At 67.4% G+C, this 13,783-nt stretch carries 13 protein-coding genes; 4 read left to right on the forward strand and 9 right to left on the reverse strand.

What is annotated here, in order from left to right:
- Positions 1–2: 2 nt before the first annotated feature.
- From ACSQ1W_RS02785 to ACSQ1W_RS02825, 9 genes are all read right to left on the reverse strand, one after another.
- Positions 3–2,093: a carbon starvation CstA family protein gene (locus ACSQ1W_RS02785; RefSeq protein WP_192270024.1), complete on the reverse strand. Its 2,091-nt coding sequence runs from the start codon at positions 2,091–2,093 to the stop codon at positions 3–5.
- A 112-nt stretch (positions 2,094–2,205) separates the two neighbouring features.
- Complete coding sequence (gene corA / locus ACSQ1W_RS02790; protein ID WP_436041576.1) at positions 2,206–3,219, reverse strand: magnesium/cobalt transporter CorA; 1,014 nt, start codon at positions 3,217–3,219, stop codon at positions 2,206–2,208.
- 148 nt (positions 3,220–3,367) lie between these two features.
- Entirely contained in the window at positions 3,368–5,389 is a 2,022-nt protein-coding gene (locus tag ACSQ1W_RS02795; RefSeq protein WP_436041577.1) for a glycoside hydrolase family 97 protein, read from the reverse strand.
- Positions 5,390–5,434: 45 nt separating this feature from the next.
- Positions 5,435–6,613, reverse strand: a complete 1,179-nt coding sequence (locus tag ACSQ1W_RS02800; RefSeq protein WP_192270018.1) for a lipoprotein N-acyltransferase Lnb domain-containing protein — start codon at positions 6,611–6,613, stop codon at positions 5,435–5,437.
- On the reverse strand, positions 6,606–7,481 hold the full coding sequence (locus tag ACSQ1W_RS02805) for an HlyC/CorC family transporter (RefSeq protein ID WP_192270016.1): 876 nt from the start codon (positions 7,479–7,481) through the stop codon (positions 6,606–6,608). Before ACSQ1W_RS02805 ends, ACSQ1W_RS02800 begins: the two co-directional genes overlap by 8 nt.
- A 39-nt stretch (positions 7,482–7,520) precedes the next feature.
- The gene (locus ACSQ1W_RS02810) at positions 7,521–8,102 is read right to left on the reverse strand and encodes a hypothetical protein (protein ID WP_436041578.1); all 582 of its coding nucleotides are present in this window, start codon (positions 8,100–8,102) and stop codon (positions 7,521–7,523) included.
- A gap of 4 nt (positions 8,103–8,106) precedes the next feature.
- Positions 8,107–8,595 carry an rRNA maturation RNase YbeY gene (gene ybeY / locus ACSQ1W_RS02815; RefSeq protein WP_192270012.1) on the reverse strand — a complete coding sequence of 163 codons (489 nt, stop codon included), beginning with the start codon at positions 8,593–8,595 and terminating at the stop codon, positions 8,107–8,109.
- 26 nt (positions 8,596–8,621) lie between these two features.
- The gene (locus tag ACSQ1W_RS02820; protein ID WP_436041579.1) at positions 8,622–9,605 is read right to left on the reverse strand and encodes a PhoH family protein; all 984 of its coding nucleotides are present in this window, start codon (positions 9,603–9,605) and stop codon (positions 8,622–8,624) included.
- A gap of 30 nt (positions 9,606–9,635) precedes the next feature.
- Positions 9,636–9,929, reverse strand: coding sequence for a hypothetical protein (locus ACSQ1W_RS02825; protein WP_062351259.1), 294 nt, complete (start codon positions 9,927–9,929; stop codon positions 9,636–9,638).
- Between the two features lie 152 nt (positions 9,930–10,081).
- On the opposite strand from ACSQ1W_RS02825, the gene ACSQ1W_RS02830 reads away from it, so the two are divergent.
- Genes ACSQ1W_RS02830 through ACSQ1W_RS02845 form a run of 4 tightly spaced genes read left to right on the forward strand, consistent with a single transcriptional unit; the run spans position 10,082 to position 13,757 of the window.
- On the forward strand, positions 10,082–10,786 hold the full coding sequence (locus ACSQ1W_RS02830) for a TetR/AcrR family transcriptional regulator (protein ID WP_436041580.1): 705 nt from the start codon (positions 10,082–10,084) through the stop codon (positions 10,784–10,786).
- A complete protein-coding gene (locus tag ACSQ1W_RS02835; protein WP_436041581.1) occupies positions 10,776–11,735 on the forward strand; it encodes an HlyD family secretion protein in 960 nt (319 codons plus the stop codon). The genes ACSQ1W_RS02830 and ACSQ1W_RS02835 overlap by 11 nt, the downstream gene beginning before the upstream one ends.
- 13 nt (positions 11,736–11,748) lie before the next feature.
- Entirely contained in the window at positions 11,749–12,675 is a 927-nt protein-coding gene (locus tag ACSQ1W_RS02840) for an ABC transporter ATP-binding protein (RefSeq protein ID WP_436046080.1), read from the forward strand.
- Positions 12,672–13,757 (forward strand): ABC transporter permease, encoded by a 1,086-nt coding sequence (locus tag ACSQ1W_RS02845; protein WP_436041582.1) that lies wholly within the window; start codon positions 12,672–12,674, stop codon positions 13,755–13,757. Before ACSQ1W_RS02840 ends, ACSQ1W_RS02845 begins: the two co-directional genes overlap by 4 nt.
- Positions 13,758–13,783 lie beyond the last annotated feature (26 nt).

The following is a 13,783-nucleotide window of genomic DNA, read 5'->3' on the forward strand; positions in this document are numbered from 1 at the left end:
CCTTACAGCCAGACCTTCTGCTGCTCTTCGGTCAGCGCCACGTACGGTGTCTCGCGATCGGTGCGTTCGCTGCTGGCACGGGCCTTCAGGATCGCCTTGACCGCGTACAGCAGCACGCTGAACACCACGAACAGGAACAGCACGGTCAGCGCGGTGTTGACGTAGCTGTTGATCACGACCTGGTGCATCTGGCTCATGCTCTTCGCCGCGCCAAGCAGCTGGCCATCGGCGATCGAGGCCTGGTACTTCTTGGCTTGCGCCACGAAGCCCACCGCCGGGTTGCTGTCGAAGATCTTGATCAGGCCCGCATAGGTGGTGCAGATCAGCAGCCACGCGGCCGGCGCCATGGTCACCCAGGCATACCGGTCGCGCTTCATCTTGAACAGCACCACCGTGCACAGCATCAGCGCGATGCCCGCGAGCATCTGGTTGGCGATGCCGAACAGCGGCCACAACGTATTGATGCCGCCCAGCGGATCCACCACGCCCTGGTACAGGAAGTACCCCCACAGCGCGACGCAGCCGGCCGTGCCGACCACGTTGGCGCCCCAGGAATCGGTCTTGCGCAGCACCGGTACGAAGTTGCCCAGCAGGTCCTGCAGCATGAAGCGACCGGCACGGGTACCCGCGTCGACGGCGGTCAGGATGAAGAGCGCCTCGAACAGGATGGCGAAGTGGTACCAGAAGGCCATCATCGCGTCGCCGCTGCCGGGCAGGGCGTCGTGCAGGATGACCGCGATGCCGACCGCCAGCGTCGGGGCACCGCCCGCACGCGAGATGATCGTGGCTTCACCGATCTGCTGGGCCTTCAGTTCAAGCGCCTCGGGTGTGATGACGAAGCCCATCTGGCTGACTGCCGCGGCTGCGCTGTGCACATCCGTGCCGAGGACGGCCGCCGGGCTGTTCATCGCGAAATAGATGCCGGGATCGAGCACCGAGGCCGCGACCAGCGCCATGATGGCGACGAACGATTCCATCAGCATGCCGCCGTAGCCGATGTAACGGGCGTGGGTTTCGTTGGCCAGCAGCTTCGGGCTGGTGCCCGAGCTGATCAGCGCGTGGAAGCCCGACACCGCACCGCAGGCGATGGTGATGAAGAGGAACGGGAACAGGCCGCCCTTCCAGACCGGGCCGTCGCCGGTGCTGGCGAACTCGGTGAACGCCGGCATCTTCAACGTGGTCACTTCCGGGCTGGCGATGAAGATGCCGATGGCCAGGGCCACGATCACGCCGATCTTGAGGAAGGTCGACAGGTAGTCGCGCGGCGCCAGCAGCAGCCACACCGGCAGGACCGCGGCGACGAAGCCGTAGCCGATCAGCATCCAGGTGATCTGCGTACCGGTGAAGGTGAACGCCGGGCCCCAGGTGGGGTGCGCGCCGACCTTGCCGCCGAACCAGATCGCCAGCAGCAGCAGGATGATGCCGACCACCGAGATCTCGCCGATCTTGCCGGGGCGGATGTAGCGCATGTAGATGCCCATGAAGATCGCGATGGGCATCGTGGCGATCACCGTGAACATGCCCCACGGGCTTTCCGCCAGCGCCTTCACCACGATCATCGCCAGTACCGCCAGGATGATGATCATGATCAGGAACGCACCGAACAGCGCGATGGTGCCGGCCACCTGGCCCATTTCCTCGCGGACGAGGTCACCGAGCGAGCGGCCGTTGCGGCGGCTGGAGATGAACAGGACCATGAAGTCCTGCACCGCGCCGGCCAGCACCACGCCGGCGATCAGCCAGAGCATGCCGGGCAGGTAGCCCATCTGCGCGGCCAGCACGGGGCCGACCAGTGGACCGGCGCCGGCGATGGCCGCGAAGTGGTGGCCGAACAGCACGTGCTTGTTGGTGGGCACGTAGTCCAGGCCATCGTTGTTGATGTGCGCAGGCGTGGCCCGCGTCGGGTCCAGCCCGAGCACGTTCTTGGCGATGTACAGGCTGTAGTAGCGGTAGGCGACCAGGTAGATGCAGACCGCCGCCACGACGATCCACAGCGCACTGATCTGCTCGCCTTGGCGCAGAGCGACGACGCCCAGGCAGGCCGCGCCGAGCAGCGCGAGCGCCGCCCAGCCGATCTTGGAAAAACCATTCATTCGGAAACCCTCCAGCAGGTCCCCACAAGGGTCACCCCATGCGGGAAAGCGGTCAATCCGTAATGTCGGATTCAGGCTTCGACTTTGGTCGCAGTCCGCTGGCGTAGGGGCGTCAGAGCCAGCGCGAGCGCTTGAACAGCCGGTAGAGGCCGTAACAGGCCAATGCCACACCGCCGATCAGCAGCGGGTAGGCGAAGCGGCCTTCCAGTTCCGGCATGTGCTTGAAGTTCATGCCATACCAGCTGGTGATGAGGGTCGGCGCGGCGAGCAGGGCGGCCCAGGCGCCGAGCCGCTTGACGATCTCGCCCTGCGCCAGCGTCACCAGCGACAGGTTGACGCTCAGCGCGGTGGTCAGCATCTCGCGCAGGGTGTCGGTGTATTCGTTGACGCGCAGCACGTGGTCCTGCACGTCGCGGAAGTACAACCGCACTTCCTCGGGAATCAGCGTGCTCTGCGAGCGCGTCAGTTGCGCGAGCACGTCCTGCAGCGGCGCGACCGCCAGACGCATCTGGGTCAGCTCGCGCTTCAGCTCGTACAGTTTCACCACCGTCACCCGGCGATAGGTGTCGGCGAAGATGTCCTTCTCCAGCGCATCCAGCGTCTGCTTGAACTGATCGATGATCGGACGGTAGTTGTCGACGATGTAGTCGAGCACCGCATACAGCCCGTACGACGGTCCGAGCGCGAGCAGATCGGGTTCACGCTGCACGCGCTCGCGCACGGGTGCGTACGACAGCGACGCGCCGTGGCGCACCGTCACCAGGTAGCGCGGCCCGAGGAAGGCGTGGGTCTCGCCGAACCTGATGCGGTCGTCGACCACCTGCGCCGTGTGCACGGCCACGAACAGCGAGTTGCCATAAGCCTCGAGCTTGGGACGCTGGTGCGCGTTCTGCGCATCCTCGACCGCGAGGTCGTGCAGGCAGAACTCCTCCTGCAGCTTCTCGAGGATCGCATCGGCCGGCTCGTACAGTCCCACCCAGATGAAGCTGCCGTCGTCGACGGCCAGCACGTCGCTGATCTCGTCCAGGCTGATGTCGCGACGTTTGCCGGCCTTGTCGTAGACCACGCAGTTGATCACGCATTGCGGCAGGACGGGCTTGGTTTCGGCGATGGCGACGTCATTCATGGCGTGAATCGTGCGCCAGAAGACGGTGTCCGACAAGTCGGACGTTGATGCTGATGCTGGTGTGGGAGCGACGTAAGTCGCGATGACGGCCTCAGGACACTGCAGGCCCAAGCTCGCGACTTACGTCGCTCCCACACCCAGGTTCACTTCACTGCGCCACGAACCGGATCGCCTGTCCGCCGCCCGGCGCGAGTTTCAGCGTCAGCGTGTCGCCACGCGTCACGCTGCGCTCCTCGATCACGATGTCCTGCGGCGCCGTCTTCCAGTTAGCCTTGTCGCCGTCGCCGTAGATCTGCGCGGTGTAGCGGCGGCCCTCGTCGAGGAACGACAGCGGCACGCTCAACGTGCGGCCGTCCTCGTCGGTCAGCGAGCCCAGATACCAGTTGTCGCCGCCGCGTTCCTTGCGCGCGATGGTGACGTAGTCGCCCACTTCGCCGTTCAGCACGCGGGTGTCGTCCCAGTCCACCGGCACGTCCTTGATGAACTGGAACGGCGCCGGGTTCTTCTCGTAGTTCTCCAGCAGGTCGGCCGCCATCTGCAGCGGGCTGTAGATCACCACGTACAGCGACAGCTGCTTGGCCCAGGTGGTGGCAATGCCGTCGGTGGAGCGCGTCTTCATGCCGAAGATGCCGGGCGTGTAGTCCATCGGCCCGGCCAGCAGGCGGGTGAACACCAGGTTGGCTTCGTGCTCGGGCGGATTGCCGGGCTGGCCCCAGGCGCTGAACTCCATGCCGCGTGCACCTTCGCGGGTGATCCAGTTCGGATAGGTGCGACGCAGGCCGCTGTCCTTGATCGGTTCGTGCGGATTGACCGAAATATGGCGCTTGGCCGCCTCCGTCACGACCTTCAGGTGGTGGCGGGCCATGTCCTGCCCTTCATGCCACGCGTAGTGGCGCTTGCCATCGGTGCCGGTGACTTTCGCCTGGCTGGCGTCTGCGACGTAGCCGGTCTTCACGGCCGGCACGCCCACGCGCTTGTACAGATCGAACGCGTCGCCCAGCTGCGATTCGTAGTGCGCCGCATTGCCGGAGGTCTCGTGATGGCCGATCAGCACCACGCTCTTCGAGCGTGCGTAGGCACTCAGTGCCTCGAGGTCGAAGTCCGGATACGACTTCGTGAAGCTGAAGTCTTCGCCGTTGCCGAACCAGTCGCCGTCCCAGCCCACGTTCCAGCCTTCGACCAGCACGCCACCGAGGCCGTGCTTGGCGGCGAAGTCGATGTGCTTGCGCACGTTCTCGTTGGTGGCGCCGTGCTTGGGGCCGGACGCCCAGCTCTTCAGCTCCAGGTGCATTTCCCACCACACGCCGACGTACTTCATCGGCTTGACCCACGACACGTCGCCCAGTGCATTCGGTTCGTTGAGGTTGAGCGTCAGGCTGGACATCGCCAGGCCGGCGGCGTCGTCGCTCAGCAGCAGCGTGCGCCAGGGCGTGTCGAACGGCGCCGCACGCACGACCTTGCCTTCACCGATGCCCGGCGTCAGGTCGGCCTTCAGGCGACGGTCTTCGACGCGGGTCAGGTTCATGCCGCTGTAGTCGACCAGTGCGGCTTCGTGGATCGACAGATGCGTACCGTCGTCGAACTTGAACGTGATGGGCGTCTGCGCGTCGCCGACCTGCTGTACCGGCGTGCGGTGGTACAGGTACTCCTCGCGGTTCCACTCGCCGGCCGTGATCCACCACGCCGTCGCATCACGCGCCAGCGAGAACTCGGTCAGTTCCTCGCCGATCTTCACCTGCTCCAGTCCGGCCTGCTTCGGAAAGCGGTAGCGGAAGCCGACGCCGTCGTCGAACACGCGGAACACGACGTCGAAGCTGCGGAACGGCTTTGCCTTTTCCTTTAGCGTGACGGTCAGCTCGTTGTAGTGGTTGCGGATGAAGCGGCGCTCACCCCAAGGCTGCTCCCAGGTCTCGTCGAACGTGCGAGTACGTGGCTGCACGATCTCGAGGTTGCGCTCGAACTTCGGCGCGTCCAGCAGCAGGAAGCCCAGCCGCGATGGCGTGAGGACCGCTTGGCCCTTGCGCGAGACCGCGTAGGCGGGGCGGCCGTCGTTGTCGGTGGACAGGTCCACCACGATGGAACCGTCGGGCGAGGCGACGCGCGGACCGGGACCCGCATGCGCGGATGCCGCGACAGCGAACACAACGAGCGTGGAAAGGAAACGGAGCATGCGACCCTCGCGATAGGCAGAGGGCCGCATCGTGCGTGGCGGAACTCAGGGCGACAAGCGTCGCGGCATGAATACGTATGCAAGCGCCAGATGGATCGGTAGCAGCAGGGCGATCCACGTCTGGTTGTACTGCAGCCGCAACGGCAGCCAGTGCAGGAACCACGCGACCAACGCACCCACCGCGATCGCCGCCAGCAGCCATGCGAACCACGTTGGCGGTGTGCGGCGGCGCAACACGGCAATTGCGCCGGGGATGAGCAGCACGCACAGCGGATTGAGCAGCAGCAGGTTGCGGTTCGCCCACGCCGCCCAGTGGTCGGTGAAGCCCCACAGGTAGACCAGCAGCGCGCCACCGATGAAGCACAACAACCAGAACGGCATTGCCGCGGCGGCGATCGCGCGCGGCCAGCGCCGGCCGGCCAGCGCGACGGCGACGGCCATCAGCACGCCGGCACCCAGCCACGGCAACCAGCGGCGCGGTGTCTCGGCGGGCTCGGCCGCGATGCGATGCGGCAGCAGTTGCATTTCCGACTGCACCAGCGGGCGGCCCGCGGCGTTCTTCGCTTCGCGCAGGCTGTCGGCCAGGCGCATCGGCACGTAGGCCTCTTCCCAGCGCGCCATCGGCTTGTCGGCATTCGGGCCGAGGCCGAGATCGAAGCCCAGCCACATCCACGTCGCCGGCGAGGCGAGCCGGACGGCTTCGCTGCGGAACGTGTTGCCGCGCGAGCGTCCCGCCAACTGCGACTTCAGCCTGCCGCCGAGCGCGGCATCCAGTGCGTCGCGTACCTGGGTCGAACAGTTGGAGGTGAAGTAGTCGTAGCGGTAGCGCGCGTTCTCGGGCTTCGCCCGTTCCGCCAAGGCATCCGCAAGCGCCTGCGCCTGCGCCGGTTCGATGTCCAGCCACTGCAGGGATACGCCGCGGCCGCTGTCGCGGTACTGCATCAGGTCCTGCTCGAACGGCAGCGCGACCAGGTAATACATCATGTGGCCGCGGGCGAAATTGCCGACGAAGTCCGCCTCGCCCGGGTCGAAGAAGCCGAAGTTGTACGAGATCGCATCGCCGCTGGCGGGATCGACCACGACGATCGCGTTGTGACCGAAGCGCTCGAAAAAGACTTCGCCCGGCTCCATCGTTGCCACGCCGATCCGCGGCGCCGCCCAGGCGGCCGATGCCAGCAGCCACAGCACGCCCAGCAAGGCCAGGCGCGCGGCCGCGTTACGCATCGGCCAGCACCCCGACATGGAATGCATGCACGCGGCGCGCATCCGCGCGGGCGACGCGGAACATGAAGCGTCCCAGCGTCAGTTCCTCGCCGGTCTCCGGCAGGTGGCCGATGGCGGCGGTGATCAGGCCACCGACGGTGTCGTACTCGTCGTCGAGGAAGTCGGCGCCGAAGCGCTCGTTGAAATCGGCGATCGGCGTCAGTGCGTCCACGACGAACTGGCCGTCGGCCTGCGCCGCGATCAGCGCGGCACCGTCCTCGGCTTCGTCGTGTTCGTCGTCGATCTCGCCGACGATCTGTTCCAGCACGTCCTCGATGGTGACCAGGCCGGCCACGCCGCCGTATTCGTCCACGACGATCGCCATGTGGTTGCGCGACAGCCGGAATTCCTTCAGTAGCAGGTTGAGTTTTTTCGACTCCGGGATCAGTACCGCCGGCCGCAGCAGTTCGCGCACGCTGCCGGGACCATTGTCGGCGACGACACCCCGCAGCAGGTCCTTGGCCAGCAGGATGCCGAGGATCTCGTCCTTGTTCTCGCCGTGCACCGGGAAGCGGGAGTGGCCCGACTCCACCACGTCCTTCATCAGGTCGAGGAAGCGGGCTTCCACCGGCAGCGAGACCATCTGCGCGCGCGGGACCATGACGTCGCCCACGGTCAGATCGGCAACCGCTATGGCGCCTTCCATCATCTTGAGGGTGTCGCCTGCAATCAGGCCGTCGGACTGCGCGTCGCGCAGGATGGCCACCAGGTCGTCGCGTGTGCTGGGTTCGCCGGAGAACGCCGAACTGAGGCGGTCCAGCCAGGTGCGCCGTTTCTCCGACGGTTTGTCGGAGCCTTCCGGCGCGAGGGTACTGTCGTCTTCTGACATCTCGGGGGAGTGGTCGCCCGCAGGGGCGTGGCGGCCAGTCTAACCCGGTTGGGCGGCCTGCGCAGGCGGCAGCGCCTCGCCATCCCCGGACGCTTCCTCGTCTTCCGGCAGGTCCAGGCTGTAGCTGCAGCCCGCCAGCGTCTTGCCGGGATGCGAGGACACGTTGCTGACGTTGAGTACGGCCGAGTCGATCAGCACCTTGCCGGCGGCTGGATCGCGGACTTCCTCGCTGCGTACTTCCTTGCCGAACATGGCCTTGGCCGGCGTGTCGACGGCGGTTTCCAGTTCGAGCTGCTTCGCCAGCGGGCGCGGATCGGGCAGGTCGAGCACGGCGACGACGCCGCCGCCGGAGAAGGCGATGTGGTCCGTGTCGTGCCCGAAGACCCGGACCGGGGCGAGCAGGCGGTACTCGCTCATGAACATGTTCGCCTGCGGCAGCGGCTGCCAGCCCAGCGCGACCGCCTTCAGCGGATCTTCCAGCAGCGGCGCGATCGCCGCGAGCTGGCCCAGGTCGCCGCGGCATTCGATCAGCGCGGCGAGATCGGGGCGCGCATCCTGTGCGGCGGCGGACAGCGGGAGGCACAGCGCCAGCACAGGCGCGAAACAGACGGCACGCAGCATGCGATCAGTCTTCCGCGTAGGGGTCGGCGATGCCGAGCTCGGCCAGGATCTCGCGTTCCAGCTGTTCCATGCAGTCGGCTTCCTTGTCGTCCTCGTGGTCCCAGCCGAGAAGGTGCAGCGTGCCGTGCACGGTCATGTGCGCGTAGTGCGCGGCCAGCGGCTTCTTCTGTTCCTTCGCTTCGCGCGCGACCACCGGTGCGCAGATCACCAGGTCGCCGAGCAGCGGCATCTTCACGCCCTTCGGCAGCTTGACGCCCTCGGCCATCTCGGCCGGGAAGCTCAGCACGTTGGTCGCGTAGTCGCGGCCGCGGTAGTGGCGGTTGAGCGCGCGGCCTTCCTTGCTGTCCACGATGCGGATGGCGAGGTCGGCTTCGCGGATACGGCCCTTCAGCGCGGCGGCCACCCACTTGCGGAAACTCACGGCGGAAGGAATGCCGGTGCGCGGCAGCGCGTAACTGACGGCGACTTCGAGGCGGACGGGGCCTTGGGTCATGGCAGGCGTGATCGACGTGGAGGAGGTCAGGCGGGGTCCGTTTCCGGATCCTTGCCGTCGCGTGCATCGTAAGCCCGCACGATCTTCGCCACCAGCGGATGGCGGACGACGTCGCGGCTGGTGAAGAAGTTGAATGAGATGCCGTCCACGCCGCGCAGCACCTCCAGGGCGTCCTTCAGGCCGGATTTCTGGTGCTTGGGCAGGTCGATCTGGGTCAGGTCGCCGGTGACCACGGCGGTGCTGCCGTAGCCGATGCGCGTGAGGAACATCTTCATCTGTTCGATGGTGGTGTTCTGCGCCTCATCGAGGATGACGAAGGCATCGTTGAGCGTGCGGCCGCGCATGTAGGCCAGCGGCGCGATCTCGATGACGTTCTTCTCCAGCAGCTTGACCACCTTCTCCACGCCGAGCATCTCGTACAGCGCGTCGTACAGCGGGCGCAGGTAGGGATCGACCTTCTGCGACAGGTCGCCGGGCAGGAAGCCCAGCTTCTCGCCGGCCTCCACCGCAGGGCGCACCAGGATCAGGCGCTGCACGCGCGACTCGTTCAGCGCCTCGACCGCGCTCGCCACGGCCAGGAAGGTCTTGCCGGTGCCGGCCGGGCCGATACCGAAGTTGATGTCGTGGGTGGCGATGGCATGCAGGTACTTGGCCTGGTTGGCGCCGCGGCCGCGCACGGTGCCGCGCTTGACCTTGATGGCCACGTCCTGCGGCTGGTAGTCCGCGTCGGCGATGCGGTCGACGTTGGCGGTGTTCAGGCGCATGTGGATGGCTTCGCTGTCGAAGGTCTCGCTGGCGGTCTCCTCGTACAGCGCATGCAACAGCTTCTCCGCGGCGGCGGCGGACTTCTCGGGTCCGGTGATGCGGAAGATGGCGCCGCGGTTGGCGATCTCCACGCCCAGGCGCAGTTCGATCTGGCGCAGGTGCGCATCGAACGGGCCGGCTAGATTGGCGAGGCGTTCGACGTTCTCGGGCTGCAGGGTGAATTCGTGTTGGCTGGTAACGGTCATGGGGGAGGGCGGGTGTCTCGTGGCGTAGGGTCAGTGGCGCGTCTGTTCGTCCGCGTCGTCCACCGGCCATTGATGGAAGACATACACCTCGTCGTCGACGAGGGCCTGGTCGAAGTGTTCCTCCTCGGGCGCGTCGTGGCGCTCGATCTGCAGCGGTTCGTCCTCCACCGCGATCACTTCCCAGCCCTGCTCGCGGACGAATTCGACCGCGCGGCGCATCGGGTCCGGGACAAAGCCCGGACGCAGGTAGCAGGTGACGAACGCCCCGCCGGCCTCGACGAAATCGGGGCTGTCGGGCAGGGGACGGGCTTCTAGGGTGAACACCCACAGGCGCGGGCTATCCGGGGAAATGGCGGCGATTCCTGGCGAACACAAGGCGGGCGGGCAGCGTAACCCGGCGCCGTGGCAGGGGCCATGGCGCGCCGTCCGTCGGATCGGGCTTGAAATTTAATTAATTGATAAATTAAATAATGGACATGACAACGACCAAGACGCCGCCGGTGGCAGCGCCGGCCAAGAATTCCGCCACGCCTCCCCGCAAGCGCGCCCGTGGGCGCCGCCCGACCGCTGAATCCGCCGACCTGCGTGCCACGCTGCTGGACGCCGCCCTGGCCTGCTTCGTCAGGAAAGGCATCGCCGCGAGCTCGCTGCGCGATATCGCCAGCGAAGCCCACGTGACGCCGGCGCTGGTGCACTACTACTTCGGCGACAAGGCGCAGTTGCAGCAGGCGGTCGTGGCCGAACGGCTGCTGCCGGTGATCGGCCAGATGCGCGCACCTCTGATGCAGGCCGGCGACGCCGATGTCGCGGCGCTGGTCGCCGGGTTCGTGCACGGCATCGCCGGCGTGGTCGAGCAGCATCCCTGGCTGCCGACGCTGTGGGTGCGCGAGATCCTCTGTGAGGGCGGTGCGCTGCGCGACATGATGATCGGCCAGGTCGGCCCGCTGCTGCCGAAGATGATGGCCGGCCGCTTCGCCGCCGCGCAGCAGGTCGGGCAACTCAATCCCGACCTGGATCCGCGCCTGCTGATGGTGTCGCTGATCGGGTTGACCATGTTCCCGATGGCGAGCGCACCGATCTGGCGACAGCTGTTCGGCGCCGACGATATCGATTTCGACGACCTGCGCCGGCACACGCTGGTGCTGCTGGACCGTGGACTGGAGCTGGACCATGCGAAATGAACTGACGGGCGCAGCCTTCGCCGCTGCGCTGCTCGTGCTGGCCGGCTGCAAGGCCGAGGCGCCGCTCGCGCTGGGCACGCTGGAATGGGACCGGGTGACGCTGCCGTCGCCGGTCGCGGAGAAGATCGTGCGCATCGACGTGCGCGAGGGCCAGCAGGTCGCCGAAGGCGCCCCGCTACTGCAACTCGAGCTGACGCGCACGCAGTCGCAGCTGGCCGCGGCGCAGGCGCAGGCGGCGCAAAGCCGCGAGGCGCTGGCGGAACTGCGCGCGGGTCCACGCAGCGAGGATGTCGCGCAGGCGCGCGCCAGCCTGGCCGCCGCGCAGGCGCAGGCGCGCGATGCCGATGCCTACTATGCCCGCCTGCAACCGCTTGGGCGGCAGCAGCTTGTCGCCGCGTCCGAGGTGGACCGCGCACGCGCAGCATCGCAAAGCGCGCAGGCGCAGGTACGCCTGGCGCAGGCCGCACTGCTGGAACTGGAGCGCGGTACGCGCATCGAGCAGGTCGCGCAAGGCGCGGCCGCCGTCGCCTCCGCCGAAGCCCAGGCCAGCGTGCAGGCGGTGACGCTGGACAAGCTCAACGTGGTCGCGCCGCGTGCGGGCCGCGTCGACAGCCTGCCGTACAGGCTGGGCGACCAGGCGCCGGTCGGTGCGCCGCTGGCGGTGATGCTGGTCGGCGAGGCGCCCTACGCCCGCGTCTACCTGCCGCAGGCGCTGCGCAACCGGCTCAAGGTCGGCGACACGGTGCAGGTGCGTCTGGATGGCCAGGAGAAGACCCATGCCGGTCGCGTGCGGATGATCCGCAGTGAACCCAGCTTCACGCCGTACTTCGCACTGACCGGACAGGACGCAGCGCGGCTGAGCTATCTCGCGGAAATCAGCCTGGGCAAGGAGGCGGCCGACCTGCCGGTCGGTGCGCCATTGCAGGTGGTGTCCGATGGCGACGAATGACGGTGACCTCGCGATCCGCGTCCGCGGCCTGACCAAGCGATTCGGCGCGCTGGCGGCGGTGAACGACGTCGACCTCGACGTGCCGCGACGCAACGTCTACGGCTTCCTGGGCCCGAACGGTTCCGGCAAGTCGACCACCATCCGCATGCTGTGTGGCCTGCTGACGCCGACGGCGGGCGAGATCGACGTGCTCGGTCTGCGGATCCCCGAGCAGGCCGAGCGGCTGCGCACGCGCATCGGCTACATGACGCAGAAGTTCTCGCTGTTCGAGGACCTGACGGTGCGCGAGAACCTGGAGTTCCTCGCCGCCGTGCAGGACATCCCACGCGCGCACGCGAAACGGCGCATCGACGAGCTGGTCGAGCAGTACCACTTCCAGGACCGTCAGAAACAGCTGGCCGGCACGATGAGCGGCGGCCAGAAGCAGCGGTTGGCGCTGGCGGGCGCGGTGATCCACGAACCGGAGCTGCTGTTCCTCGACGAGCCTACCAGTGCGGTCGATCCGGAGTCGCGCCGCGACTTCTGGGAAAAGCTGTTCGAGCTGGCCGACGCCGGCACCACGCTGCTGGTGTCCACCCACTACATGGACGAAGCCGAGCGCTGCCACCGCATCGCCATCCTCGATCGCGGCGTGCTGGTCGCGGACGGCACGCCGGATGCGCTGACCAGCGAACTCGCAGGCCGCACGCTGGTGGTCACCGCCGCGCAGCCGCGACAGGCGCAGAAGGTGCTGGTCGACCTGCCCGGCGTGCTCAGCGTGGCGCAGGTCGGCAACGTGCTGCGCGTGCTGCTGGCGGAGAATGGCGATGCCGCCGACCGGATCGCCCAGGGCTTGCGCAAGGCCGGGATAGAGGCGGACGTGGCGGCGTCGCAGGCCAACCTCGAGGACGTCTTCGTGTCCGCGACGCGCGGCCAGCCCGCGCGTGAGGAGGCCGCATGAACCTGCGCCGCCTGATGGCCGTGATGGTCAAGGAGGTCCGGCAGATGCGTCGCGACCGCATCACGCTGGCGATGATCGTCGGCATCCCGGTGATGCAGCTGCTGCTGTTCGGTTACGCGATCAACACCAACCTGCGGGATTTGTCGGCCGGCATCGCCAACCAGGCGCGCACCTCCGCGTCGCGCGCGCTGGTGATGGACATCGTCGCCACCGGCGTGGTCACGCCTGTGCAGGACGCCGCCACGCCGCAGGCGCTGGTCGAAGCCATGCGGCGGGGCGAGATCAGCATCGGCATCGTCATCCCGCCGGACTACGATCGCCGCCGGGCCGAAGGCCGCGAAGCGGTGCAGATCTTCGTGGATGGCAGCGACAACGCGGTGCAGAGCGCCGCCGCACAGCTGGCGCAGATGCCGCTGGATGGCAGCAGCAGTCCGCTGACGGCACGGACCATCAGCGTGGTCGGCTTCTACAATCCGCAGCGGCGCTCGGCGGTGAACATCGTGCCGGGGTTGATCGGCGTGATCCTGACCATGACCATGGTGTTGTTCACCGGCGTGGCCATCGTGCGCGAGCGCGAACGCGGCAACATGGAACTGCTGATCGCCACGCCGGTCAGCAGCGCCGAGCTGATGATCGGCAAGGTGCTGCCCTACGTGGCGATCGGCCTGGTGCAGACCACGGTGGTGCTGGCGCTGGGCACGTGGCTGTTCGACGTACCGCTCGGTGGCAGCCTGCTGCACGTCTACCTCGCGGCCTGCCTGCTGATCGTCGCCAACCTGACCCTGGGCCTGCTGATCTCGACCGGCGCGCAATCGCAGTTCCAGGCCATGCAGATGACGTTCTTCATCTTCCTGCCGTCGATCCTGCTGTCGGGTTTCATGTTCCCGTTCCCCGGCATGCCGAAGGTCGTGCAGTGGATCGCCGAGGTGCTGCCGCTGACGCACTTCCTGCGCCTGATCCGCGGCATCATGCTGCGCGGCGCCAGCCTGTGGGAACTCTGGCCCGACGTGCTCGCGCTGCTGGCCTTCACCACGTTGCTGATGACGGCGGCGATCCTGCGCTTCCGCAAGCGGCTGGACTGAGGGCCGCAGCCCCCAGCCCCGCCTTG

The sequence above is a fragment of the Pseudoxanthomonas sp. LjRoot143 genome (assembly GCF_964252945.1).
Classification (GTDB): Bacteria; Pseudomonadota; Gammaproteobacteria; order Xanthomonadales; family Xanthomonadaceae; genus Pseudoxanthomonas_A.

Excerpts from the sequence above, each read along its gene's own strand:
- ACSQ1W_RS02810 (WP_436041578.1), bottom strand. The coding sequence starts at position 8,102 with ATGCTGCGTGCCGTCTGTTTCGCGCCTGTGCTGGCGCTGTGCCTCCCG.
- ACSQ1W_RS02795 (WP_436041577.1), bottom strand. The coding sequence starts at position 5,389 with ATGCTCCGTTTCCTTTCCACGCTCGTTGTGTTCGCTGTCGCGGCATCC.
- ybeY (WP_192270012.1), bottom strand. The coding sequence starts at position 8,595 with ATGACCCAAGGCCCCGTCCGCCTCGAAGTCGCCGTCAGTTACGCGCTG.
- ACSQ1W_RS02820 (WP_436041579.1), bottom strand. The coding sequence starts at position 9,605 with ATGACCGTTACCAGCCAACACGAATTCACCCTGCAGCCCGAGAACGTC.
- ACSQ1W_RS02805 (WP_192270016.1), bottom strand. The coding sequence starts at position 7,481 with ATGTCAGAAGACGACAGTACCCTCGCGCCGGAAGGCTCCGACAAACCG.
- ACSQ1W_RS02785 (WP_192270024.1), bottom strand. The coding sequence starts at position 2,093 with ATGAATGGTTTTTCCAAGATCGGCTGGGCGGCGCTCGCGCTGCTCGGC.
- ACSQ1W_RS02845 (WP_436041582.1), top strand. The coding sequence starts at position 12,672 with ATGAACCTGCGCCGCCTGATGGCCGTGATGGTCAAGGAGGTCCGGCAG.
- corA (WP_436041576.1), bottom strand. The coding sequence starts at position 3,219 with ATGAATGACGTCGCCATCGCCGAAACCAAGCCCGTCCTGCCGCAATGC.
- ACSQ1W_RS02830 (WP_436041580.1), top strand. The coding sequence starts at position 10,082 with ATGACAACGACCAAGACGCCGCCGGTGGCAGCGCCGGCCAAGAATTCC.
- ACSQ1W_RS02835 (WP_436041581.1), top strand. The coding sequence starts at position 10,776 with ATGCGAAATGAACTGACGGGCGCAGCCTTCGCCGCTGCGCTGCTCGTG.
- ACSQ1W_RS02800 (WP_192270018.1), bottom strand. The coding sequence starts at position 6,613 with ATGCGTAACGCGGCCGCGCGCCTGGCCTTGCTGGGCGTGCTGTGGCTG.